The sequence below is a fragment of the Roseburia yibonii genome (assembly GCF_014297335.1).
GTDB classification, from domain to species: Bacteria; Bacillota; Clostridia; order Lachnospirales; family Lachnospiraceae; genus Roseburia_D; species Roseburia_D yibonii.
On the sequence record NZ_JACOQH010000007.1, the window covers coordinates 50,905 to 75,254 of the forward strand.

Consider the following 24,350-nt stretch of genomic DNA (forward strand, 5'->3'; position numbering starts at 1 on the left):
AATGAGAATATGATGGTCGAAGAAGTAAAAGAGCATTTATTACACACAATAATTCCATTCTGGAAAAATCTGCGTGACAATGAGCATGGCGGCTATTATGGATGGCTCGGTTATGATCTCGCGCTGGATAAGAAAGCAGTCAAGGGCTGCATCTTAAACAGCCGGATCACCTGGTTCTTTGCCAATGCATATACGCTTTTAAAAGATGAAAGCCTGCTCGATGAAGCAAAACACGGATTCGCGTTCATGAAGGACTACTGCTTTGACAAGGAAAATGGCGGTATTTACTGGTCCATCACCTATGACGGAAAACCGGAAGATACGACAAAACATACTTACAACCAGGCATTCTGCATTTACGCACTGTCTTCTTATTATGAAGCATCCAAAGATGAGGAAGCACTTGCGATGGCAAAAGAGCTGTTCCATATCATCGAGGAAAAATGCACCGATGAGGTGGGATACCTGGAAGCGTTTGACCGTGAGTTCCACCTGATCGAGAACGACAAGCTTTCTGAAAACGGCGTGATCGCAGATAAGACGATGAACACCCTGCTCCATGTATTTGAAGCATATACCGAGCTTTACCGCGTATCCAAAGACACAGAAGTAAAGAAACGTCTGGAGTGGATCCTTGATACGATCGCAGACAAGATCTACAATCCAAAGCTTCACAGACAGGAAGTGTTTTTTGATAAAAATTACAACAGCATTCTGGATCTGCATTCCTATGGACATGATATTGAAACAGCGTGGCTTTTAAACCGCGGTGTGGATGTCCTCGGAGAGGAAGCTTATCAGAAGAAGATGGGACCGATCATCGACGATCTGACTGCGCAGGTTTACAAGGTTGCATTCGACGGACATTCACTTGCGAACGAGTGCGAAAAAGGCGTAGTCAATACACACCGCGTATGGTGGGTTCAGGCAGAGACCGTGATCGGATTCTTAAACGGCTATCAGAGAAATCCGGAGAAAAAAGAGTATCTGGAAGCCGCAAAAAGTGAATGGCAGTTCATCAAAGACTATGTGATCGACAAACGTGAAGGCTCCGAGTGGTTCTGGGAAGTAGACGAGAACGGAAAGCCGTATCCGGACAGACCGATCGTAGAACCGTGGAAATGCCCGTACCATAACGGAAGAATGTGCATAGAAGTGATAAGGAGGGATATCGATGTTGCATAAGAAATATGAAGAAGAATTGAAGAAATACAACGAACTGATAGCCAGAAAAAATGTAAAATCTGATTTTTACAATGGAATTTACGACCGTTATGAATATCCGGTACTTACCAGAGAACATATTCCGCTTACCTGGCGTTATGATTTAAACCCGGAGACAAATCCGTACTTTATGGAACGTCTCGGCGTTAATGCGGTTTTCAATGCAGGCGCGATCGAACTGAACGGAAAATATTACCTCGTTGCCCGTATCGAAGGAAATGACAGAAAATCTTTCTTCGGTGTTGCGGAAAGCGACAACGGAGTGGATGGTTTCAAATTCTGGGATTATCCGATCCTTCTGGACGATACCTGCCCGGAAGAGACCAACGTATATGACATGCGTCTGACCAAACATGAAGACGGATACATTTATGGTGTATTCTGCTCCGAGAGCAAGGATAAGACCGTAAACGATCTTTCCGCAGCGGTTGCAGCAGCCGGAATCGTAAGAACCAAAGACTTAAAGCACTGGGAAAGACTGGATAACCTGGTTACCTTAAATTCCCCGCAGCAGAGAAATGTATGCCTGCATCCGGAATTCGTAAACGGAAAATATGCATTCTACACCAGACCGATGGATGATTTCATCGACACCGGAAGCGGCGGAGGAATCGGTTTTGGCCTGTGCGACGATATCACACATGCAGTGATCGACGAAGAGCGCATGACCAGCCTTAGAAAATACCATACGATCACCGAGGCAAAGAACGGCGCAGGTGCTACTCCGATCAAGACCGACAAGGGCTGGATCCATATTGCGCACGGTGTCCGTAACACAGCAGCCGGACTTCGCTATGTTATTTACGCATTCGCGACATCCTTAGAGGATCCTGGAAAAGTGATCGCAGAGCCGTCCGGATTTTTGATCGCTCCGAGAGAGTGGGAAAGAGTCGGCGATGTATCAAACGTTGTATTTACTAACGGCGCGATCGCAAATGAAGCAGGAGAGGTATACATTTACTATGCAGCAAGTGATACCAGACTGCATGTTGCGACAACAACGATCGACAAACTGAAAGATTTCGTATTCAACACACCGGCAGATCCGGGACGTTCCGTTGAGTGCGTAGCGCAGAGATGTGATCTGATCAAAAAGAATCTGGAATTTTTAGCAAACGAAAAATAAAGCATCCGAGTAATTGGGAAAGAAAAGGAGAATAGTATGAGCAAATATAAAATGATCAGCCCGGCAGTGCCGAATGTGCCGTGGCAGGAAAAACCGGAAGGATTAAAAAACGCGCCGGTATGGCGTTACAATGAAAACCCGATCATCGGAAGAAATCCGGTGGAAGGCGTAGCGCGTATCTTCAACAGCGCAGTTATGCCTTACGGTGATGAATTCATCGGTGTGTTCCGTGGCGAGCAGACAAACGGTATCCCATATATCTACATGGGAAGAAGCAAAGACGCGATCCACTGGGATTTCGAAAAGGATAAGATCCCGTTTGTAGATGAAGACGGAAAGCCGTTCATGCCGATCTACGCATACGATCCTCGTCTGGTAAAAGTAGAAGATACCTACTACATTATCTGGTGCCAGGATTTCTACGGCGCAGCGATCGGTGTCGCGAAGACAACAGATTTCAAGACTTTCACAAGAATTGAAAATCCGTTCCTTCCGTTTAACCGTAACGCGGTGTTATTCCCGCGCAAGATCAATGGAAACTTTATGATGCTTTCCCGCCCGTCTGACAGTGGCCACACTCCGTTTGGTGATATCTTCGTCAGCGAGAGCCCGGATATGGTATACTGGGGCAAACACAGACATGTCATGGGAAAAGGAAATGAATGGTGGGAGTCCTTAAAGATCGGTGGCGGAGCTGCTCCGATCGAGACATCCGAAGGATGGCTGCTTTTCTATCACGGTGTAAGTGGAACCTGCAATGGTTATGTTTATTCCATCGGCGGAGCAATCTTAGATATTGACAATCCGTCTATTGTAAAATACAGATGTGAGACTTTCCTGCTCACTCCGGAAGAATGGTATGAGGAAAGAGGATTCGTTCCGAACGTATGCTTCCCATGCGCAACCATTCATGATTCTGAGAGCGGAAAGATCGCGATTTACTACGGCGCTGCAGACAGTTATGTTGGTCTTGCGTTCACAGAATTGGATGAAATCATTGATTACATCAAAGAACACAGTGTGACCACAGTGACAGACACAGAGATTGGCAGACGCTAAACAAGTACCGGCAGTTTCTTTTCATCCTGCGGCGGGTAATAACCCTTACACTCCAACCGCCGCAAACCTAATATATTTTGACTCGTGAGCCTGCATAAGCAGGCTCACAACCTATATAAGGAGAAAATGGTATGCAGTTTGAGATAGATAACAAAAAAGCGATCGCGAACCGGGGAAATCTTTTCCGGTTAAAGCAGGTGATGCGGCGTGCCGAGGCAGGGGAACCAGTTAAGGTCGGATTTATCGGAGGTTCCATTACGATGGGATGTCTCGCGACCGAGCCGGAGCTCTGTTACGCGTATCGTGTGTATGAATGGTGGCAGGAAAAGTTCCCCAAAACAGAAGTTTCCTATATCAATGCCGGCATTGGCGCTACGACCTCGCAGTTTGCGGCAGCACGCGTGGAAAAGGATCTGTTAGATCAGAAGCCGGATGTGGTTTTTGTGGAATTTAGTGTAAATGACGATGCAAATGAATTTTTTATGGAAACATATGAAAGTTTGATTCGAAAAATCTACACTTTTGACCAAAATACTGCTATAATAATCATAAATTGTGTGCGTTATGACGATGGCGGTAGCGCGGAAGTCTGGCACGCAAAGGTAGCAAGATATTATGAACTGCCACAGATCAGTATGCAGCGTTCCATTTATCCGGAAGTGGCGGCGGGCAGGATAAGCGCGGAGGAGATCACCGCAGATTATCTGCACCCGAACGACATCGGACATAAACTGGTCGCAGGCGTGATAGAGAGTTTCCTGGAGGAAGTGTATACCGAGAGGGAGCAAAAAGAAGCAGAAGCGGAGGAAAAAGCGCCGCTTACGGAGGCTTCCTATCAGCATGCGGTGCGTTATCGGAATGATAACTGCGATCCGGTGATCACCGGCGGCTGGAAGAAGGATATGGAAAAGCAGAATGCGATCACGGAAGTGTTTCGGTATGGATGGACGGCAAAAGAGCCGGGATCATCCATTACCTTTGAAATCAGCGGAAGTGAGATTGCGATCCAGTACAAAAAATGTGTGAAGCACCCGGCGGTTGTCGCGGAAGCGGTCATTGACGGGGACGAGTCACAGGTGATAAAGCTGGATGCGAATTTTGAGGAAACATGGGGTGACTGTTTGTTTCTTCAGACCGTACTAAGACACGGGAAAGACGGAAAACACGAAGTGAAGATCCGGATCCCTGTGGACTGTGGACCAGTGGCAGAACCGTTTTATCTGGCATCCGTAATTTGCTCATCAAAGCAGGGGAGAGCTTGAGTGAGAATGTTATATACAAAGGCGTGAAGCATGGCTGGCAGATAGGGAGGAAAAACCATGGCAAAAAACATTGGGAAAAAGGGAAACAAAGCGGCGGTGAAAGAAAAGATGACGAAGGTGAAGGATGCCGCAAAAAAGATCAAAGTGCCGAAGTTGCCTTTAGACGGGATCAGGATCCCGGCGCCGGGCGCGAAAAAAGAAGGTGGGAAGACTGTAAAGAGTAAAAAAGGAAACAGTAAGATCGGGTATAAACTGATCCTCGCGTTCTGCGTTCCGGTTCTTCTGATCGTCGCACTGGGAACGGTTTCATACAATCTTTCCGTAAAGAGAATCAAGAAACAATATGAGCAGTCTGTGATGGATACTGTAGCGTCCATGAGTTTAAACTGCAATCTTCTGTGCGAAAATGTGCAGAACAAGGCGGCGGAGTTTGCAAGCAACGAGTACATACAGGCGTATTATACTAAGTCCTACAAAGCGGACGCGGCAGAGGCGCAGTCCTGCTATCGTTCGGTACAGGCGGTGCTCACCACCGTCCGTGGAACATCAAGCTATATCGCAAACTACGCAGTGTTTGGTGAAAACGGAAACGGTGTTACATCAACGGCCAGCAATACGCCGATGGGTGCGTACGAAGCTTATCTGGAAACAGATGAAGGGGCGCGCTTCAGTTCCGGTTCCGGAAATGAAAATCACTGGAGCGGTTACCATACCTATCTGGATGAAAATACCGAATCCAAGACGGACAGCTATGCAGTCGCTTATATGAGAACTTTTTCCAAGGGCAATGGTTTTATCAGTCTGGATATCACCACGGCGGCGATCCAGGAAGTCCTTGCGAATATCGACAACGGGGAAGGATCTTACGTTGCGTTATTTACTCCGGATCACCGTGTGCTTACCATGGAAGACGGAAGCCTTGTAACGACAGATCTGTTTGAAGGCAGTGATGTCGAAGAACGCGCGCTCGCAGCCGAAGAGACCGGAAACAGCTATGTGAACTTTAATGGCAAAAGCTATCTGCTCTCGGTTTCTCCGATCGGAACGACCGGAATGACCGTGGCAAGCATTGTGCCGAAGGCAACGATCCTGTCCGCGGCGTCCGGGATCCGGAATACAACGATCATCATCGTGATCCTGGCATGCGTGGTCGCACTGCTGATCGGAAGTGTGATGGCGCAGGGCATCAGCCGTGAGGTTACTGCCTTAAAGCGTCAGATGGATAAGGTATCCGCAGGAGATTTCACAACAGAATTTACGACAAAGCGCAATGACGAGTTTAAGCTGCTTGCCGGCGGAATGACCGAGATGTTACAGAATATCAGACAGCTGATGCAGAATGTCATCGGATTTATCGCTGCGGTCAGTGAGTCTACGGAGGGCGTGGCAGCGACCGCGAGCACGATGGTAGATTCCATGAACGGCATCAACACCGCGATGGAAGAGGTTGCGCAAGGCGTTACCAGACAGGCGGAAGATACCGAAGTGGGACTGCGGGAAATGACGAATTTCTCGGATAAACTGAATCTGGTGCATGGCAGAACTTCGGATATGCAGGAAAACTCCAATCAGGCGATGGAAGCGATCGAAAGCGGAAAAGTCATGGTTTACGAGCTTTCCGATAAGTCCAAAGCGGCAGCGGAGATCACGAACATCCTGATCGAGAACATCGCCGATGTAGAAGAAAATTCAAAGAGCATCGGAAGCATCATCGCGACGATCAGCGAGATCGCGGAGCAGACCAACCTTCTGTCCTTAAACGCATCGATCGAGGCGGCACGCGCAGGGGAAGCGGGCAAAGGTTTTGCGGTCGTTGCGGAGGAGATCCGTAAACTCGCCGATCAGTCAGCGGAAGCAGGAAGCCATATCCGCCAGATAGTAGGTGTGATCCAGCAGAAGACCAAAGTTACTTCGGATTCTGCGAAACGTGCGGAAGAATTCCTGAAAAATCAGGCGGAGTCGATCGAGGGTACGGTAGATATCTTCACCGAGATCAATACCAACGTGACGAACCTGATCAGGGTGCTCGGTGAAGTGACCGGAAATATGGAAGAAATGGTTTCCGATAAAGAAAAAGTATTTGATTCGATCCGCAGTATCGCGGCTGTTTCCGAGGAGACGGCGGCATCCGCGGAAGAAGTAACAGCAACAGTAAACGGTCAGCTTTCCGATGCGGAGAAACTGGCAGCGGCGGCAGAAGAGCTGAACCAGGAAGTTTCCCGCCTGCAGGAAGCACTGAACAAATATCAGGTATAAAAAAATAGAACTGGGAGGAACGAGATGTTTCGGCAAGATTTTGCATGGGGCGTTGCGAGCAGCGCCTACCAGATCGAAGGAAGAGATAAAGAGGATGGCTGTGGGAAAAACATATGGGACACCTTTACGGAGGAAGGCCGTGTTTACGAGAACCAGAATGCTTATGTGAGCTGTGATGAGATCCACCGCTACAAAGAAGATTTTGCGCTGATGCGTCTGCTCGGGATCAGGGCGTACCGCTTTTCCCTAAGCTGGGCCAGAATCCTGCCGGAGGGAACCGGCAAGGTCAATGAAAAGGCGATCGCGCTCTACCGCGATATGATCCTTGAGATGAAAAAGAACGGAATCACGCCGTACATCACCCTGTATCACTGGGAGTTTCCACAGGCGCTCCAGGATAGGGGCGGCTGGTTAAACGAGGACGTGATCGGCTGGTTCGGGGAATACGCGAAAGTCGTTGCGGAGAATTTCTCGGATCTGTGTGAATATTTCTTCACGCTGAATGAGCCGCAGTGTTTTGTAGGGCTTGGACACCTGTCCGGGGTTCATGCGCCGGGCAAAAAGATGGAGATCAAAGAGACATTCCAGATCGCGCATAACGCACTGCGCGCACACGGGCAGGCAGTGATCAACCTGCGGAAATACGCGAAGCAGGAGATCAAGATCGGCTATGCGCCGACCTGTGGCGTGGCTTATCCGGCGACCGACAGCAAAGAGGATATCGAAGCGGCAAAGAAAGTTTATTTCGGATTTTATAACCCGATCGATAACTGGACATGGAATGTGGCATGGTTTTCCGATCCGGTGTTCCTCGGAAGTTATCCGAAGGAAGGACTGGAAAAATATAAGGAGTATCTGCCCAAGATCACAAAGGAAGATATGGAACTGATCCATCAGCCGATTGATTTCATGGGACAGAATATTTACAATGGCTATCCGGTGCGCGCCGGAGCAGATGGGGAGCCGGAGTTCGTATCACGCGAGCCGGGCTTTGCCAAGACGGCGGCAAACTGGCCGGTGACGCCCGGGGCGTTTTACTGGGGCGTGCGTTTCCTCTCGGAGCGCTATCATCTGCCACTCTACATTACAGAAAACGGAATGTCCTGCCACGACAATGTGTCACGCGATGGCAGAGTACATGATCCGAATCGCATCCAGTTTCTGGATGAATATCTTTCCGCACTCTGCCGGGCAAATGATGACGGCGCGGATGTCAGGGGATATTTCCTGTGGACATTTCTTGATAATTTTGAATGGGATAAAGGATACAATGAAAGATTCGGCATTGTATATGTCGATTTTGCAACACAAAAAAGGATTGTAAAGGATTCCGCCTACTGGTATCAGAAGGTGATCGAATCCAACGGAAAGGAGCTTGGAATGAACAAACAGGAGACACCAATTTTATTTTTGAACCCGGTATTTACCCACAATATCTGGGGAGGAACCAGACTGCGCACCGATTTCGGCTATGAAGTAGAGGGCGATGATATCGGCGAATGCTGGGGCGTTGCGGCGCATCAGAACGGAGATGACACGATCCGTGAAGGCATTTATGCCGGAAAGAAACTGTCACAGTTGTGGAAAGAAGAGCCGGGACTTTTCGGAAATGTGGATATCGACCGTTTCCCGCTTCTCATCAAGATCATTGACGCAAAGGACGATCTGAGTATCCAGGTTCATCCGAACGACGAATACGCAAAGGTAAATGAGAACGGCTCTTTCGGAAAGACCGAGTGCTGGTACATCATTGACTGCCCGGAAAACGCATCCCTCGTGATCGGTCATAACGCGAAGACCAAAGAGGAATTGAGCGACATGATCCATCAGGGAAGATGGAAAGAATTTATCCGTGAGATCCCGGTAAAGAAAGGTGATTTCATCCAGATCGATCCGGGTACGGTACATGCGATCAAGGGAGGTCTTATGATCCTTGAGACACAGCAGAACAGTGATATCACTTACCGTGTATACGATTACGACAGACTTTCCAATGGAAAGCCAAGAGAACTGCATGTCGAAAAGAGTATCGATGTGATCACAGTTCCGGCAAAATCTGTGGAAGACAGTGTAAAATCCGCTGCGCATGTGGAAAAGAACAAATTAAACGAACTGTATTCCTGCCAGTATTACAAGGTGTTTAAGATCGAGCTGGACGGAAAGATGGAGTTTGAGCAGGAATATCCGTTCCTTATCATGTCTGTACTGGAAGGGGATGCACTGTTAAACGGACAGCGTATCAAAAAGGGAGATCACTTTATTCTTCCAAACGGATATGGAAAAGTAGAACTTCAGGGAAATCTGGAGATCATCGCATCTACGATCTAAGATCAGAGACAGAGAGAAAAAAAAGCAGGTTACGGTGTTGCCGTACCTGCTGCTTTTTTGTCTGCATCCGGATCGGTATACGAATACGCATTGGAGATTTTTGCAGAATTGGAAGTTAAGGAAACCGGCTCTCTGTAATAGGCGACAACCGGAGTGCCGACTTCGATGTTCTGGTAAATAGCGGTCGCGCAGTCGTATGGGACATTGATACAGCCGTGCGAGCCGGAATTGATATAGATGTTGCCGCCAAAGGCACTGCGCCAGGCAGCGTCGTGGATGCCGACGTTGTAGGCAAACGGCATAAAATACGTTACATTGGATTCGTAGTCCTCGCCCTTTAAAACAGCAGGGCTCTGGCGGTAGACGATCTTGTAGATCCCGTCCGGGGAACCGTTGCCATTGGAAAGTTTTCCCGAAACAATGTCCGCCTCGGTCACAAGGGAACCTTCCTTATAATACCAGAGATGCTGATTGGTATAGTCGATCTCCACATAGGTATTTCCAATGTCGTCTGCTGATCTCTGGATCGCGCGCTGCTCATAAACCGGCTCTCTGGAAATAGCGGTACCGGTGGCAAGATCCGCAGAAATCTGCTCTGCCTCTTTTTTCTTGGCAACGACCCAGCCGTAATCACCGCCGCCGATCACTATGGTGTCCCCTTTTGTCGTGATAAAATTCCGCTTGCGGCCGTAGGTGTTATATTTGCTGGCAAGCGACTGAACATAAGCAGTAAGTTTGGCCTGATTTAGTGATACACTGTAATCGTCACCGATCTCGATCCAGTCTGCAGTCGTATTCCGGTCGAGCACTTCATTCTGATCGGTGATGTCATAGGTGATTGAAGTGGAGAGCCAGGTATTTATGGTGTCCATGCATGCGGTCAGAGCCGGATCATCGGATGTCACGGAAGGCGCGAGATAGTCGCTGTCCGTCAGCGTGAGCGTTGTCTCACCGGCGGACACGGCATCCGCAACATCTTTTTGGACTTCGTCGATGAGCAGGTGTGTACCCGGTGTTTCTGCAACCAGGGTGTAGCCATTGTCGGTCTTTTCGATGTAAGCGTCTATGGGTTCGGTGATATTTTCAGGCAGAAAACAAGGCAGTGCCGCAACAGCATCAGACAAAAGGTCGCTGTCGTAGGTCACGGTCGTCTCCAGATCAAGCGAAGTTCCGGAAAACAGGGCGCGTGGCCATGCAAGGGAGTTCTGCTCCTGTAAGAGCGTTTCTTCCCTGGAGCCCGGCACATAGATATAGTCGATGTCAGCCGCGCGGATGTGGTATTTGTTTCCATCCCGGTCGTAGATCGTAAGGAGGTAGGATTCGGACGCTTCTTTTATCTTGTCCTTTGCCTCATCCGGAGTCATGCCGCTGACGGACAGACCGTTGATCTCGGTGCGCCATAAAAAATGGGAGCGGAAATAGACCGCAAAAACAATATATAAAATAAGGAACAGTAAAACCGGGATCCCAAAGCCAAGGATCAGCCCCTTCGTGAGGCAGGAACGCCGCCTTCTTTTTCTTCTTTTTGGCATAATAAATCCTTTCTGTGAATAACCTGTTGTTTATTACCTAAGATAGCACAAAACCTGAAAAAAAGGTAGTGAAAAAATCAGGTATTTAATGGAATAAAGGAAAAATTAAGAAACGCGTCTGGGAATGGAGAGGTGACAGTTTATAGATATGCTGTGCAGGCGGAAAAAATGAAAAGAAATGATTGTTTTTTTTGAAGGAAAAGAATAAAATAGTCCTGATAATGAGGAATATGAGGGGGAGCATATGATAGAACTGTTAGCAAAGCTTTTATTAAAAGATACATCAGACAGCAAAGATCCCGCGGTGCGCAGGGGATATGGAAGGATCAGCTGCATCGTGGGGATCGTTTTGAACATTATCCTGTTTGCCGGGAAATATATGGCGGGCATGCTCAGCCGGTCGGTCGCGGTCATGGCGGATTCCTTTAACAATCTCTCGGATGCCGGCTCTTCGGTCATCACCCTTGTCGGTTTTCAGATGGCGGGAAAGAAGGCAGATCTGGAGCATCCGTTCGGACACGGAAGGGTGGAATACCTCTCCGGGCTTATCGTGTCCGCGATGATTCTCGTCATGGGCGTCGAACTGTTACGGACTTCCGTAAAAAAGATCATCCACCCGGAGACGGTGGATACCAGCCTGGTGGCGTTCGTGGTACTGATCGCCGCGATCTGCGTGAAACTTTATATGGCTTCTTATAATAGGAAGATAGGAAAAAAGATCAATTCGGCGGCGATGAAAGCGACAGCCGCGGACAGTCTGAGTGACGTGGTGGCTACGAGCGTGGTCTTTCTCTCCATGCTGATCACAAAATTTACCGGACGAAATGTCGATGGGATCTGCGGTGTGCTGGTCGCGCTCTTTATCCTGCAGACCGGTTATGGGGCGGCGAAAGATACGTTAAGCCCGCTGCTTGGGCAGGCGCCGAGACCGGAACTGGTAGAACAGATCGATCAGATCGTCATGTCACATGGGCAGATCGTCGGGATGCATGATCTCATCGTGCATGATTACGGACCTGGCAGATGTATGATTTCACTGCATGCGGAAGTGCCGGGGGATGGAGGAATTTACGAGATGCATGACCTGATCGATTCCATCGAGCGGGAGCTGAAAGAGAAGCTGGACTGTGACGCGGTGATCCATATGGATCCGATCAACGTAAATGATGCGGAGGTCGCCGGCATGAAGCAGAAAGTGTCGGACATCATCACTGCGGAAAATGACCGGATGAGCATTCATGATTTCCGTATGATCAAGGGACCGACCCATACCAATGTGGTGTTTGATATTGTCCTGCCCGGCGACTGCAAGATGAGTGATGAGGAGGCAAAGCGCTGGGTTTCGGAGCTGATGGAGAAAAATTTTGAAAATGTGTACGCGATCGTAAACGTAGACCATGATTATACGCGCTGAATTGCAAAAATCGTATAAAAAATCATAAAAGACAAAAAATGCCGAAAATTTACAAAAATTCCCAAAACACGCCAGAATGTGCTATAATAAGTATATGCAAATATGATAACCGTCGGTCAAAAGCACTGGCGTAAAAAGGGAGAAAAAGATATGAGAGCAAAAGGGAAAAGTGTAAAAACGTCACTCATGTCCCTGTGTATGGGGAATGTATTAGTAGCCTGTCTGATCATTGGCATTGTAGCGATCATCAGCATAAGAACAACGACCACGATGGCGGTCAGTGATTATGAGGACGCGATGAACAATGGTTACAATCAGGAGATCAAGTCGCAGGTACAGTCTGTGATCACGATCCTGCAGGCGGAATATGACAAATGCGAAGCCGGGGATCTGACAGAGGAAGAAGCGAAGAAAGAAGCGGCTGAGATCGTGCGCGCGATGCGTTACGGAGATGCGGGAGATGGCTATTTCTGGATTGATGATACCGATTACAACCTTGTCATGCATCCGATCCTGCCGGATCAGGAAGGAAATAACCGCTACGACCTGGAAGATCAGAATGGGGTCATGATCATCCAGGAGATCATGAAAGTGGCGCAGAGTGCAGATGGCGGCGGCTTTAATGAATTTTATTTCACAAAATCCGATGGTGTTACAGTTGCGCCTAAAGTAGCGTATTCCCAGATCTTTAAACCGTGGGGATGGGTCGTGTCTACCGGAAATTATGTGGATGACATGCAGGCAGAGATGGCATCCGTAGAGAACAGTATCAGTTCTAACTTTGCGGCACTTTGTGTTGTGATCGCGGTTGTGGCAGTGATCATGGCGGTGATTTCGCTGATCATTTCCAAAGTTTATGGAAACCGGATCTGCAAGCCACTCGTAAAGATCCAGGATCTGGCAACCCGTCTTTCCGATGGCGATCTGACCACACCGGTCGATGTGAAAGATGGAAGCGAACTTGGAAGAACTGCCGATGCGCTGAATGTGGCACAGGCGAATATCGTTGAGCTGATCTCCAATATCAGTACGACATCGGAGAATCTCGCGGGAGCGATCGAGACATTCAATACGAACTTTTCAACGATGGAAGAGTCGATCATCAATGTTTCTACCGCAGTCGGTGAGATCGCGCAGAATACGACAACGCAGGCGCAGTCCACAACGGAAGCGGCTGACAGTATTGAAAATATCGCGGACGGCATCCAGACGACTTCAAATGAGGTGGATTCCCTTGCGGACAACGCGAAGACCATGCAGGATTACTCGGATAAATCCATGGATGCCCTGCAGAAACTGATCGAGGTAAATACCAAAACCAAGACAGACATTGATTCCATGTACGCACAGACGGAGAATACCAACGATTCTGTTACGAAGATCAGCCAGGCGGCAACCCTGATCACGGAGATCTCTTCACAGACCAATCTGCTGTCCTTAAATGCTTCTATTGAGGCAGCGCGCGCGGGTGAAGCCGGAAAAGGCTTTGCGGTCGTAGCGGAGGAGATCGGAAATCTTGCGACGCAGTCCGCAAATACGGCTACGGAGATCAATGATATCATCAAGGAACTTACCGGTAATTCTGAGAAGTCCATGCAGCTGATGCAGACGATGAACGAGGCAGCGGCGCTCCAGGTAAATACTTTAGAGAGCACAAGAGAGATGTTCCACGGACTGAAAGACGCATTGCAGGCGTGTGTGGATGCGGTAACAACGATCACCGATCGTATTTCCGTGATCAATGCGCAGCGGGATAAGGTTACCGGGGATATTGAGACCTTGAACCGGCTGGCAACGGATAATGCGGCATCCACCGAGGAGACATCGGCAATGTCTGCCGAACTGGACGGAGTGGTAAAACATTCTTCCGATATTGTGCAGACGTTGCTTAATGATGTACAGATCCTGGTGGATAATACCAAGCAGTTCAAATTATAAAAATAAAAAATCTCCCCGAAAGGGAATAAAAAGGGATCACAGGCGAATGCGTCTGTGATCTTTTTTTTGACATAAAATAATCAGCCAGTTCATATCATGTATATTAGGTGTCATGCACCGCCGGGAAAAAGGTGAATAGAAATGCAAAATAATGGATATGATTAGAGTATCACTTGTTCTTGAAGGAAAGGAAAAAAATGACAAAAAAAGTATTGGTTGCCATACTGCTTGTGTGTCTTTGCGGCAGTGTTCCGGGTGCATCCAACATGAAACAGAAATCATTTACGCCAGAATCAAACGAACATGAAACAGAAACACAAAAAGAGGAGGAAGAGGCGAGGATAACATTGTGCAGGGAACCACAGATACAGGCGTCTGCGGCATCGATCACGGCAGAGGCGGAGACGACCGTTATTGTAACCAATGTACTTAATATGTATCAGAACAGATGGAATATATATCTTACCGCGGATGAGATCGACCTTTTGGCAAAGATCGTGTGGGTGGAGGCCTGCGGGGAGCCGAGCGAAGGTCAGGAGGCTGTGGTCGAGGTGGTCTTTAACCGCATGTGTTCGCCGGATTACCCGGATACATTGTACGGAGTTTTGAGCCAGGATGATCCGGTGCAGTTTTGCTCCTGGAAACTGAAGGACACGGCAAAACCCACGGAGAAAGAGTATCAGTCCATTTACCGGGTACTGTATGGACAGACTGCGATCCTGCGCAGCGATACCGTATATTTTTCCACGTTCGCGCTGACACCGCAGGTGGATCGGAAAATCTGCTGTCATTGCTTCTGTTACGGCAGGTGAAAGGGTGTATAAAATTCGATAATTTTCGTAAAAAAAATAATTGACAGACGATATTTTTTAGGCGATACTGAAAATATTAGTATATGGGGAGAAGTGGAGAATGGGAATGGAGGCGTAGCTGCGTTGAATCTGGAAAAATACGATGAACATGTCAAAGAGTTGATCCACACGATAGAGACAAAAGGGGCGGAAAGGAAAAGTGCCGTATCAGAATGTGAAGAGCTGTTTGAGATAGCGCAGCAGTTGAAAGACGATGCGCTGGCGGGATATGCCTGTTTCTGTCATGGAGATATCTACACGAATTATCAGACCGATGGAGAGACGATCAATTATCTCACACGGGCGATCCAGTATTTAAAAAAGACGGAGGAGTGGGAGATTCTGATAAAGTGCTACAGTTATCTTGGACTGGCGTTTCAGGGCGCCGGGGATGTCACCAATGCCATTGACAGTTTCCTTGCGGGAATGGATATTGCGGAGGAGCATCCAGTACCGGAGACAGGTGGCATCATTATGAATTTCAGCGCGCTCTGTGAGTCATCGGGGGATTATGAGCGGGCACTGTTTTACCGTGTCCGGAGTTTTGGGATGTTTGAGGAAATGCCGGCATCTGAGAAGCGTGATGATTACATAACGGCAATATCTGCAATGCTCCTGCGGCTTTATATGAAGATGGACGATGAAGTACACGCGAAAGCGGAGGCGGAGCACTTAGAGGAACTCTTAAAGAAATATAAAAAGACGACCAATGGCTTTGAGGTTTATGTAAACCAGCTGCTCTTTGCCCGGAAATATGGAGAGGGGCAGGGAGAGCAGGAATTAAAGAAAAAAACACTGGATGCGTTCCTGCAATGCGAAAATCTGATCGAATACTTTGATGAGTGCGCGGGCTTTATACGCTATCTGAAACTCGCGGAGGATTATGAGCTGCTTGAGAAAGTGCTGGTCCATATGACGGATACGCTTGAGCGGGAGTATAAAGATACCGAAACAACGAGAGAGTTCAGTTTAAAAGTTCTGGCAGAAAAGATCAGCCTGTATCAGCGGATCGGTGATGACAAGAAGCAGTATCAGGAACTGCAGAGATATTTCGTGCTGGAAGAAAAGCGCATGAAATCACAGCAGGAATCCACGCGTTCCTTAATCCAGCTGCGCAGTACTCTGCGTCAGGCAGAGATCGAGAAGATGTTCTTGATGCAGCAGGCGGACATGGATGCACTCACCGGCATCCCGAACCGGCGCAGGATGAATGAACAGGCGGATCAGATAATGGCGAAAGCAGAGCGGGAGCAGACCTCGTTTGGAATGGCGATGCTTGATATGGATCACTTCAAACAGTGGAACGATACCTACGGTCATCACACCGGCGATCAGTGTCTCGTTGTGCTTGCGGAGATCTTAAAGGAGTATATGGACGGAAAGCAGTTTGTGTTCCGTTACGGCGGTGATGAATTTATGCTCCTGTTTGATGATATGACGGATCATGAGATCATGCAGCGGTGCAGAAAGATCCAGGAGGCAGTAAAAGTTGCGGGAAATAAACTCGGACTGGATACACTGACCGTTTCCATCGGGATCGCGAACTGGATTCCGCGAAAGGGAAATAAAGTATGGGATTATGCCTCGGCGGCAGATCAGACACTTTACTGGGTGAAGCGGAAAGGGCGCGACGATGTGCGCCTGATCCATCAGATGAAAGAACTGGATGAGGAAAACGGCGAAGTTGCCTGCTGATCGTTGAAGAAACGGAAAAGAAGAGGAGAACACTCCTTCAGGGATTACCTGAAGGAGTGTTCTCCTTTTTCGAGGCAGTTTTCTACATAATTCATAATGTAGAAATTGTCTTCCGGCATCTGACAGCCGATGATGTATACACCATTGTCATCCGAGCAGCGGATGATATGACCTTCGAGATCGGAATGATCCGGCAGTGCGAAATCCTGGATCGAGATCGCAATATCAAGACCCTTGCAGTCCGCGAAGAACGGGTCATTCGCGAGAAGCGCGAAACCGTTGGCACTGATATTATCCAGCCGGCCGTTAAAAGTCTCGCCGGTTCGCTTTACCGTGATCGTGCAGGCATTTGAGATATCTACACGCGGGTATTTACGTCTGTTGTTGATCTTTGGTCTGGTATCAAGCAGGATCCGGTAGGTGCCGGCAGGTTTTTCTGTCCGGATCTTTGCATGTTCCCAGTAATAGAGCTCATTTCCGACAGTAACCTGGAATTTGCAGGCGGTATCATCAGAAAATGATGGAGCGTCAGAAAGGGTGATGACAACCCCCTCTTTGGTCACCTGCTTTAAATCTCCGTGGAGTTCGGCCGCATGTGAGCCTTCACCGAGGCTGACGGTCACTTTAAGACCCGGTTTTAAATCATCGGCACCCATGAAACCGCCGATGCCGAGTTCGCGCATCAGAGCCTCAATAATGTCTTCGATCGTATTGATATTGGAAGCGCTTTCCGCGTATTTACTGAGCATACGTCTGCTGATCTCATCCGAGTTTTTGATGCACTCGGTCATGGTCGTCATGATACGCGTTACCTGTTCCATATTATCAACCAGGTGCGAATTGGAGGTCTCCATATGTTTCATCGCGCTGTCGATGACCTGGATGTGGTCGCCGAGCTTGGTGGAATCCGTCGTGATCTTTTCGACGTTTTCGCCGGTCTGCGTTACTTTTTCCAGTGTGATCTGGATCAGCTTTAAGGTCTCCTCAATGGAGGTGGTCATCTTTCCGGAGATCTCGTCTAATCTTACGAGAGCATCGCGGATCTGACCGGAGGAAGATTTTGTCTCGTTGCTCAACGTGCGGATCTGTTCCGCAACAACCGCAAAGCCCTTGCCGGCTTCTCCGGCTCTTGCCGCCTCAATGGAAGCGTTTAAAGCGAGCAGGTTGGTCTGGTTGGAAATGCTGTCGATGGTTCCGGTCTCCTGTTTTACCATCTCAAATTCCGTCTTGAAGTCATTTAAAACATTTTCGACTTCAGTGGAGAGATCGGACATGGCCGCTGTGGTGTTGACCAGGCTCTCAAGATCGGTTGAACTGCTCTTTGCGTGCGCACCGGATTCGTTGGTCAGAGAGACCATTTCCTCGATCAGGGAGGCTACGTTCTGCACCTGGGAGCTGATGTCGGTCGTCATTTCAACTGAGGAATCCGTGTGCTCCTGCAGTTTTTCGTTGTTGCCGGTCAGCTCGTTCATGCCGAGTACGACCATATCGGAGCCGTGCTTGTTTTCCGAAGCCAGCTCCCGGACGACCGTGACGCCGTCCATGATGGAATTGCTCGCGGATTTTACTTTTTCCACCGTGGTTATGACACGGTGAAGATCTGCCTTGATGCTGTCGGTCATGGCACCATCGGACTCGTTCAGATGCTGGATGGACATGACATAGCAGATGTAGCAGAGGATGATACAGGCTACCTCAAGCTGGTAGTTTTTCATATCAGAGGCGCTGTTGGCACCGAGCGCAACGACATGGTAGACCGAGCTTGCGATGATGATGAGTGTGTTGGCAATGCCGCAGTACACCATAAATTTCCGGTTCTTATAGAGAACGAGCAGGCTGGTCACCGGAAGGATATAGGTGAAGGCGATCGGGGAAGCGGTAGTGCTGACCACAAAGGTATAAAAGATACCGTATCCGATCACGAGATCGTATTTATAGAGATCTGTCGCCCAGCCCTTTGTCCTAAGAACGAGCTCGCCGGCAAAAAAAGGAAGCCAGCATAAAAGGACAAAGACCAAGTAATACGTTGGTGAGTTCAGTCCGCTCGCAGTGTCCGAACCGTAATTCGCGGTGAGTAAAAGCGCGAAAATAAGCCAGATCCTCCGGGCTTTCCGGTTGGCTTTTTCTTTAAAGGCATTTTCATCATAGTTCATATAACCATCTCCTCGCAGGGTGCTTTAGTATTTTAAAAGAAATTGTGTCATGGAAGTGATCGCGTCGGTGCTTTCTTCCATAAAAGGCTCAAACACGCAAAAGGCGTGGGTGAGTCTTGGGTCATCCGGAAAATCGAGAAGCTCATGCGGTGTGTGGCAGCGGGTGAGCGCTTTCTCGAAATTGATCGTGTAATGCCGCAGATGATCCCTGTAGCTTGTGATCAAAAAGCAGGGCGGCAGGGAACCTGCGATATCCGCGTGATCCGGGTTGGTGTAAGGGGCAAATGCCCGTTTCTTGTAGTGCTTACCGTAGAGGTAGCGCGGAAGAAAAAGACCGATCTTGTCAAAACGCGTGGTATAAAACATGCCGCTGATCAGTCCGAGCGCGCGGAATTTAAGCGCAGACGGTGTGATGTGTGCTGCCTTTGCCACAGCAGGACAGTTTCCTGCGGCGGTACCGTAGACGAGAAGACAGGCGCCTCCGCTGTCACCGACGGCATACACACGCGAAGGATCTCCGTGGTCGGAGACGATCCGGTCTTTGATGAAATTCATCGCGTCGGAAAAATCGGAGAGCTGTTCATAGAATTCGCAGTCCGGGACCAGACGGTACTCGATGCTGTATACAAGAAATCCCAGGGCACTGAGTCTGGCGCAGAAGAAGCGGTTGAATTCTTTGCTGCCGAGCAAAAGCCCGCCGCCGTGGACGTTGACGATGACAGGCAGGGTGTCGCCGTCACGGTCTGCGGGGCGGAAGATATCCAGACGGTGCGCTTCGATCCGGTCGTCCAGATAGCGGATGTCCTTCTGTTCGATGACGCCTTCCGGGAAAGAAAGAACTTTATCCCGGGCTGCCGCCTCTTTCGCGAAATCGGCCCGCTGTTTATAGAAATTTTTTATGAAAAACTGACTCATCTTATTGTAAAAACCTCCGACAAAAATCTACTCTTATTTTAGTTTATTTTTCCAGAGTTTTCAAGGAAAAGAAGTGAAGTGCAAAATGTTTTATCAGCTTGAATTTCTCATGTCCAGCACCTATAATTATAATAGAGAAAAAATGGCAGAAAGACAAAATACATGGGGATAAAAAATGAAAAAAATGGAGAGAGATACGGTTTTTTACAAAAAACTTTTTGAGCTGATGATTCCGATCATGCTTCAGAATCTGATGCTCGCGCTGGTCGCGGTGGCGGACGCGTTTATGCTCGGCGGGGTGGATCAGAACTATATGTCGGCGGTTTCTCTGGCGACACAGATCCAGTTTATACAGAATATGTTTCTGACGGCGGCGACGGCGAGCCTTGGGATCCTGGGCGCGCAGTACTGGGGAAAAGGCGATTTAAAGACACTCGATGATATCTTTTGTATGGCGCTGCGCTTATGCGGACTGGTGTCGGTCGTGTTCTTTGCCGCCTGCATGTTTATACCGAAGTACCTGATGATACTTTTTACGAATGAGAGCGTACTGATCGGTTATGGCGTGGACTATTTGAGGATCGCGGCATTCTCCTATCTGCTGACCGGTATCTCACAGTGTTATCTGGTCATCATGAAAACAAGTGAGCACGCGAAGACGACAGCGATCATCAGTTCCTTTACCGTCTGTATCAACATTCTGTTAAATGCGGTGTTTATCTACGGATGGTTTGGGATCGCGCCGATGGGCGTAAAGGGCGCTGCGCTTGCGACGCTCATATCCCGCATACTGGAACTTGTGATTTCGGTCGTGATCTCTTATATGCCGGGGTATATCTATCCGAAGCTTGCGGATCTGTTCCGGCGGAACAGGCAGCTGGCACTGGATTTCCGGAAATGCGCGCTGCCGCTTCTCGGCGCAAGTCTGTTCTGGGGGATCGGATTTACATCCTATTCCTCATTTATGGGGCATCTGGGCGTGGACGCTGCTGCGGCAAACTCGGTTGCGGCAGTCGTGCGTGATATCATCTGCTGTCTCAGCGCGGGAATTTCAAGCGCGGCGGGGATCATGGTCGGAAACGAACTGGGTTCCGGCAATCTGGAAAAGGGAAAGACCTATGGGATCCGTCTGCTTAAAATTTCACTGGTCTGCGGTATTGTGATGTCGCTTCTTATGTGCGCGGTCGCACCGTTTATCTTACGTTTCGTAAATTTAAGTCCGCAGGCAGCTTCCTATTTGAAAGGCATGTTTGTGGTCATCGCGGTCTATATGATCGGGCGCGCGATCAATGATGTCACGATGAACGGCATTTTCGCGTCCGGCGGCGACACGATGTTTGATTTTTACAGTCTTGCGGTATGCATGTGGGGGATCGCGATCCCTCTTGCGATTGCGGGCACTTATTATTTTCACTGGCCGGTGGTTGTGGTTTATGCGTGTACCTGTATTGATGAAGTCGGGAAACTTCCGTGGGTGCTTATCCATTTCCGCAAGTACAAGTGGGTGAAGGATCTGACGCGATGAAAAAATTTTTGAAATATGAGTTACAGAGTGTTGCCGGAATGGTCGGGATCTCTGTCTATATTCTGGCTGACACGTTTTTCATATCCGTCTACGCGGGAGCGGACGGACTTGCAATGCTAAATCTGGTGCTCCCGGTGTACGGGGTGATCTATGCGATCGGATCGATGATCGGGATCGGATCGGCGACAAGGTATGGGATCAACCGCGCAAAAGGGGAGGATACCGGTGATTACTTTTTGCAGTCGTTTTTCTTTAGTATCCTCTTTAGCATTCCGTTTATGCTGACCGGATTTTTGGCACCACAGAAATTCTTGGGACTATTGGGGGCGGACGCGAAGCTTGCGGCGCTTGGAAAAAGTTATCTCAGGATCATATTGACAGCATCTCCGCTTTTTATGGCAAATTATACGTTTACGGCGTTTGCGCGGAACGATCAGGCAACTTCGGTTGCAATGACCGCATCGATCGCCGGAAGTCTTTTTAATATTGTGTTTGACTATATTTTAATGTTCCCATGCGGGCTCGGGCTGGCGGGGGCGGCGCTTGCGACCGCGGTGTGTCCCGCAGTTACCATGTCGATCTGCGGTGTGCATTATCTCGGGCGGAAAAATACGGTGGGATTCCATTGGAAGAGACCGTGCTTTTCACATCTGATCTCCTGCTGCAAACTTGGGATATCCGCGTTTGTCGGGGAGATTTCATCCGCGGTCATTACGATCGTCTTTAATATGCTGATCCTTGGCATTGCCGGAAATACCGGGGTTGCCGCGTATGGAGTCATCGCGAACATGTCGGCGGTCGCAATGTCTATTTTTAACGGGCTTGCGCAGGGCGTACAGCCGCTGATCAGCGAAAATTACGGGAAAAATCATTTCGACCGGGCAAAGAAGCTGCTAAAAATGGGACTTTGCGCGAGTCTTGTCATGGAACTTGCCATTGTCTCCGGTGTCTGGGCAAAGACCGACGCGCTGATCGCGGTGTTTAACAGTGAACATAACGCGGCGCTTCTGCGTTACGCACATGTCGGTCTGCGGCTGTATTTTCTTGGATTTTTGTTCGCGGGGATCAACATCATGCTCGTCGCGTATTTCTCGGCAGTGGATAATGCCAAAACGGCGATCGCCGGTTCTGTGTCGCGCGGAGCGGTCGCGATCGTTGTCTGCGCAGTCCTGTTTGCGAAGCTGTTTGGCTTAAACGGCGTGTGGATCTCATTTCTCGGATCGGAGATGATCACCTGCCTGCTCATCTGCGGACTGGCACGTACCGGTATTGCAGGAAAGTGTTGACAAAATAAAAAATAACAAGCGGTTATCATAATCTTTTTTGCTGCCATGCATCCAGAAAAGCTGCCGGTGGCAGGCACGATTGGCATCGGCGACAAGGAAAAAGGACGCTGTGCTCGCAAAAAAGTAAAAAACAGACCAGATAAGAATAAAAAATGCACAAAATGAAACGGATGATTTTGTATGTAATTAACCAAAAATATGTCAACCGGTTGACATATCAAAAAGACGGTGATAAAGTGCAAGTATCACATGAGCGGAGAACAAAAACTCCGGATGTGTACCGGGATTCCGGTGTAAGGATTAGGATTGTGAAAAATGGGAAGAAACTATTTGTATGAAAAGTTGGAGGGAAAAAGAATGAAAACAAAGAAATTGATCTCAGTATTACTGGTGTCAGCGTTGACAGCAGCTATGGCAAGCGGATGCGGAAGCAGCAGTGAGAGCGGAAGCACGGCAGCTGACACAAAGACTGCGGAGAGCGCAAGCGAGGAAAGCACACAGGCGGGCGGCAGCAGTCAGGAATCTGATCTGGCGGGAACGTCGATCACATTTTTGAACAGTAAAGGTGAGATCCAGGAAGCAATGGAGGAACTGGCAGCGGAATTTACCGATGAGACAGGAATCGATGTAGAGATTCTTGCATGCGGTACCGGAGAATCTCCTTATACAAAAGTAACAAGCGCATACAATTCAGGAAGCGCGCCGACAATGTCCATGTTAGATACGACAGACGCTCTGGCACTTGCGGATGAATACGCATTGGATCTGTCCAATGAGGACTGGGTAAAAGAATGCGAGAACACACTGACCTATTCAGATGGCAAAGTATTCTGCTTCCCGTTCTGTATCGAAGGAAGAGGACTGATCGTAAACAAGAAGGCTGTGGAAGACACACTGGGAGAAACCTTTGATCCGGATTCTATTCAGTCCTATGATGACTTAAAAGCGCTTCTTGAGCAGTTGAAGGCTGCCGGCATGGAGACACCGGTGGTTGTTTCAAAAGAAGACTGGTCACTCGGAAATCATCAGCTCGGATATATCTATGATACCTATGATGGCACGACCGAAGGAAGTGCGGAAGTGATCTCACAGCTGGAAGACGGCACATTAAAAACAGCGGATTATGACAGATACAATGAATTTATCCAGACACTGGATCTGCTTTTGGAGTACAACATCAACGGCGAAGATCCACTTGGCGCAATGTATGACCAGGATCCGATCTATCTGGTAGACGGTGATGCTGCGATTTGGCCGAATGGTACATGGGCATGGCCGAATCTTGCGGAAGCAGGAGCGGAAACCTCAGATGATTACTGCTTTATCCCATATGTACTTGGCAATGACACAAGTGCGGCAGCAAATACCGGTATGCAGGCATCTGCGACCAAACAGGTGATCATCGATAAGGTTCAGGCAACCGAAGAACAGCAGGCAGCAGCCAAAGAGTTCTTAAACTGGATGGTTTACAATGAGACCGCTCAGAAGATGTTAGTTGAGGATGTGGCGATCGTTCCGGCAAATTCCAACAACACCGTAGAACCGCTCGATCCGCTTGGAAAAGACATGAAGAGCAAGATGAATGAAGGAAAGACCTATTCTTCCTGCTTCGTAGCTCCGTCTGATCACTGGCAGGTACTTGGCGCTTCCATGCAGAAATATATTGCGGGAGAAAGCACAAAGGATGAACTGGCAGCAGATGTAGATACCTACTGGCAGTCACAGAAATAAAGATCAGCAGAAGTACATGGCGGTCCGCTGCAAAGGCAAAGGAGTACGGGCCGCC

The 24,350-nt window shown here is 48.7% G+C and carries 16 protein-coding genes; 13 read left to right on the top strand and 3 right to left on the bottom strand.

Features of this window, described 5'->3' with window-relative positions; all coding sequences use genetic code 11:
• The first annotated feature begins 9 nt into the window (after positions 1–9).
• The 6 genes from H8Z76_RS10025 (at position 10) to H8Z76_RS10050 (ending at position 9,255) form a co-directional block, all read left to right on the top strand.
• On the top strand, positions 10–1,185 hold the full coding sequence (locus H8Z76_RS10025; RefSeq protein ID WP_186982414.1) for an AGE family epimerase/isomerase: 1,176 nt from the start codon (positions 10–12) through the stop codon (positions 1,183–1,185).
• Positions 1,175–2,350 carry a glycoside hydrolase family 130 protein gene (locus H8Z76_RS10030; RefSeq protein WP_177307107.1) on the top strand — a complete coding sequence of 392 codons (1,176 nt, stop codon included), beginning with the start codon at positions 1,175–1,177 and terminating at the stop codon, positions 2,348–2,350. The genes H8Z76_RS10025 and H8Z76_RS10030 overlap by 11 nt, the downstream gene beginning before the upstream one ends.
• Positions 2,351–2,386: 36 nt before the next feature.
• Positions 2,387–3,409: a glycoside hydrolase family 130 protein gene (locus H8Z76_RS10035; RefSeq protein ID WP_022516286.1), complete on the top strand. Its 1,023-nt coding sequence runs from the start codon at positions 2,387–2,389 to the stop codon at positions 3,407–3,409.
• 131 nt (positions 3,410–3,540) lie between these two features.
• Positions 3,541–4,671 (top strand): SGNH/GDSL hydrolase family protein, encoded by a 1,131-nt coding sequence (locus H8Z76_RS10040; RefSeq protein WP_022516287.1) that lies wholly within the window; start codon positions 3,541–3,543, stop codon positions 4,669–4,671.
• A 57-nt stretch (positions 4,672–4,728) separates the two neighbouring features.
• A complete protein-coding gene (locus H8Z76_RS10045; protein WP_186982415.1) occupies positions 4,729–6,927 on the top strand; it encodes a methyl-accepting chemotaxis protein in 2,199 nt (732 codons plus the stop codon).
• A gap of 24 nt (positions 6,928–6,951) precedes the next feature.
• Positions 6,952–9,255: a GH1 family beta-glucosidase gene (locus H8Z76_RS10050; protein WP_186982416.1), complete on the top strand. Its 2,304-nt coding sequence runs from the start codon at positions 6,952–6,954 to the stop codon at positions 9,253–9,255.
• A 29-nt stretch (positions 9,256–9,284) separates the two neighbouring features.
• Here the strand turns inward: H8Z76_RS10050 and H8Z76_RS10055 are convergent, their stop codons facing one another.
• Complete coding sequence (locus H8Z76_RS10055) at positions 9,285–10,787, bottom strand: L,D-transpeptidase family protein (RefSeq protein ID WP_186982417.1); 1,503 nt, start codon at positions 10,785–10,787, stop codon at positions 9,285–9,287.
• Between the two features lie 244 nt (positions 10,788–11,031).
• Between H8Z76_RS10055 and H8Z76_RS10060 the strand changes: the two genes are divergently transcribed.
• The 4 genes from H8Z76_RS10060 to H8Z76_RS10075 all read left to right on the top strand — a co-directional run bounded on the left by H8Z76_RS10060 (position 11,032) and on the right by H8Z76_RS10075 (position 16,685).
• A complete protein-coding gene (locus tag H8Z76_RS10060) occupies positions 11,032–12,201 on the top strand; it encodes a cation diffusion facilitator family transporter (protein ID WP_186982418.1) in 1,170 nt (389 codons plus the stop codon).
• 150 nt (positions 12,202–12,351) lie between these two features.
• Positions 12,352–14,139: a methyl-accepting chemotaxis protein gene (locus H8Z76_RS10065; RefSeq protein WP_186982419.1), complete on the top strand. Its 1,788-nt coding sequence runs from the start codon at positions 12,352–12,354 to the stop codon at positions 14,137–14,139.
• Positions 14,140–14,336: 197 nt separating this feature from the next.
• Complete coding sequence (locus tag H8Z76_RS10070) at positions 14,337–14,951, top strand: cell wall hydrolase (protein WP_147619033.1); 615 nt, start codon at positions 14,337–14,339, stop codon at positions 14,949–14,951.
• 123 nt (positions 14,952–15,074) lie between these two features.
• On the top strand, positions 15,075–16,685 hold the full coding sequence (locus H8Z76_RS10075) for a GGDEF domain-containing protein (RefSeq protein ID WP_186982420.1): 1,611 nt from the start codon (positions 15,075–15,077) through the stop codon (positions 16,683–16,685).
• Between the two features lie 44 nt (positions 16,686–16,729).
• Here the strand turns inward: H8Z76_RS10075 and H8Z76_RS10080 are convergent, their stop codons facing one another.
• A complete protein-coding gene (locus H8Z76_RS10080) occupies positions 16,730–18,838 on the bottom strand; it encodes a methyl-accepting chemotaxis protein (protein ID WP_186982421.1) in 2,109 nt (702 codons plus the stop codon).
• A gap of 24 nt (positions 18,839–18,862) precedes the next feature.
• On the bottom strand, positions 18,863–19,753 hold the full coding sequence (locus H8Z76_RS10085) for an alpha/beta hydrolase (protein WP_186982422.1): 891 nt from the start codon (positions 19,751–19,753) through the stop codon (positions 18,863–18,865).
• Positions 19,754–19,928: 175 nt separating this feature from the next.
• Here H8Z76_RS10085 and H8Z76_RS10090 point away from each other — a divergent pair, with 175 nt between their 5' ends.
• The 3 genes from H8Z76_RS10090 to H8Z76_RS10100 all read left to right on the top strand — a co-directional run bounded on the left by H8Z76_RS10090 (position 19,929) and on the right by H8Z76_RS10100 (position 24,295).
• The gene (locus H8Z76_RS10090) at positions 19,929–21,278 is read left to right on the top strand and encodes an MATE family efflux transporter (RefSeq protein WP_186982423.1); all 1,350 of its coding nucleotides are present in this window, start codon (positions 19,929–19,931) and stop codon (positions 21,276–21,278) included.
• The gene (locus H8Z76_RS10095) at positions 21,275–22,564 is read left to right on the top strand and encodes an MATE family efflux transporter (protein WP_147619038.1); all 1,290 of its coding nucleotides are present in this window, start codon (positions 21,275–21,277) and stop codon (positions 22,562–22,564) included. The genes H8Z76_RS10090 and H8Z76_RS10095 overlap by 4 nt, the downstream gene beginning before the upstream one ends.
• Positions 22,565–22,921: 357 nt before the next feature.
• The gene (locus H8Z76_RS10100) at positions 22,922–24,295 is read left to right on the top strand and encodes an ABC transporter substrate-binding protein (protein ID WP_147619039.1); all 1,374 of its coding nucleotides are present in this window, start codon (positions 22,922–22,924) and stop codon (positions 24,293–24,295) included.
• Positions 24,296–24,350 lie beyond the last annotated feature (55 nt).

What these genes read in the sequence shown, in the direction of transcription:
- H8Z76_RS10035 (WP_022516286.1), top strand. Translation starts at nt 2,387, where the DNA reads ATGAGCAAATATAAAATGATCAGCCCGGCAGTGCCGAATGTGCCGTGG.
- H8Z76_RS10100 (WP_147619039.1), top strand. Translation starts at nt 22,922, where the DNA reads ATGAAAACAAAGAAATTGATCTCAGTATTACTGGTGTCAGCGTTGACA.
- H8Z76_RS10045 (WP_186982415.1), top strand. Translation starts at nt 4,729, where the DNA reads ATGGCAAAAAACATTGGGAAAAAGGGAAACAAAGCGGCGGTGAAAGAA.
- H8Z76_RS10040 (WP_022516287.1), top strand. Translation starts at nt 3,541, where the DNA reads ATGCAGTTTGAGATAGATAACAAAAAAGCGATCGCGAACCGGGGAAAT.
- H8Z76_RS10085 (WP_186982422.1), bottom strand. Translation starts at nt 19,753, where the DNA reads ATGAGTCAGTTTTTCATAAAAAATTTCTATAAACAGCGGGCCGATTTC.
- H8Z76_RS10030 (WP_177307107.1), top strand. Translation starts at nt 1,175, where the DNA reads ATGTTGCATAAGAAATATGAAGAAGAATTGAAGAAATACAACGAACTG.
- H8Z76_RS10095 (WP_147619038.1), top strand. Translation starts at nt 21,275, where the DNA reads ATGAAAAAATTTTTGAAATATGAGTTACAGAGTGTTGCCGGAATGGTC.
- H8Z76_RS10060 (WP_186982418.1), top strand. Translation starts at nt 11,032, where the DNA reads ATGATAGAACTGTTAGCAAAGCTTTTATTAAAAGATACATCAGACAGC.
- H8Z76_RS10070 (WP_147619033.1), top strand. Translation starts at nt 14,337, where the DNA reads ATGACAAAAAAAGTATTGGTTGCCATACTGCTTGTGTGTCTTTGCGGC.
- H8Z76_RS10055 (WP_186982417.1), bottom strand. Translation starts at nt 10,787, where the DNA reads ATGCCAAAAAGAAGAAAAAGAAGGCGGCGTTCCTGCCTCACGAAGGGG.
- H8Z76_RS10025 (WP_186982414.1), top strand. Translation starts at nt 10, where the DNA reads ATGATGGTCGAAGAAGTAAAAGAGCATTTATTACACACAATAATTCCA.
- H8Z76_RS10050 (WP_186982416.1), top strand. Translation starts at nt 6,952, where the DNA reads ATGTTTCGGCAAGATTTTGCATGGGGCGTTGCGAGCAGCGCCTACCAG.
- H8Z76_RS10090 (WP_186982423.1), top strand. Translation starts at nt 19,929, where the DNA reads ATGAAAAAAATGGAGAGAGATACGGTTTTTTACAAAAAACTTTTTGAG.
- H8Z76_RS10080 (WP_186982421.1), bottom strand. Translation starts at nt 18,838, where the DNA reads ATGAACTATGATGAAAATGCCTTTAAAGAAAAAGCCAACCGGAAAGCC.
- H8Z76_RS10065 (WP_186982419.1), top strand. Translation starts at nt 12,352, where the DNA reads ATGAGAGCAAAAGGGAAAAGTGTAAAAACGTCACTCATGTCCCTGTGT.